This is a genomic window from Glycomyces amatae, assembly GCF_020991375.1.
GTDB lineage: Bacteria > Actinomycetota > Actinomycetes > Mycobacteriales > Micromonosporaceae > Glycomyces > Glycomyces amatae.
This window is the reverse complement of record NZ_JAJLQZ010000059.1, coordinates 1-508: the sequence shown is the minus strand read 5'-3', so window position 1 is coordinate 508 and position 508 is coordinate 1. Positions and strand designations below refer to the sequence as shown.

1 protein-coding gene is annotated in these 508 nt (G+C 75.6%); it reads right to left on the bottom strand.

Annotated features, from left to right (window positions below; genetic code table 11):
• Window position 1: 1 nt before the first annotated feature.
• Window positions 2-508 (bottom strand): 3'-5' exonuclease (locus LO763_RS28595; protein WP_255673115.1); only part of this gene is annotated, 507 nt, incomplete at its 5' end.

Below are 508 nucleotides of genomic sequence, written 5' to 3'. Positions count from 1 at the left end.
GTCATGGCTGCGGCCAGGCGCCCCGTTCGACCAGCAGGAGGAGCAGCGCGGCGATGTTCCAGGAGTCGTCGGCGCCGCTGTGGTGGCGCCCTTCCAGCGGCAGGCCGGCGATATCGAGGGCGGCGGCCATGCCCGGCCGGCGCCGCAGCCCGAGGGCGCCGGTGAAGACCTCCTTCACGTTGGTGTGCCCGCGCCCGAACGGATAACGGACGCCGGCGGCCCGGCACTGGTGCTCGAACTGGCGGCGGTCGTACTCGCCCCAGCTCGCCCAGGGCCGCGCGCCGGCCCGGTGCTCGGCGGCGAGGAGGCGGCACGCCTCGGCGAACTCGACGCCGGTGTCGACCTCCTCCTGCGTGAGGCCGGTGAGGCCGGTGCAGAACCCGCTCACGCGGGAGCGGCGCGGGCGCACCAGGATGCGGTGCTTGGCGACGCGCTCGCGCCGTTCGAGGTCCACCACGGTCAGGCCGATCTCGATGATCTCGCTGACGGCGCCGGGCGGCGGCGGCCC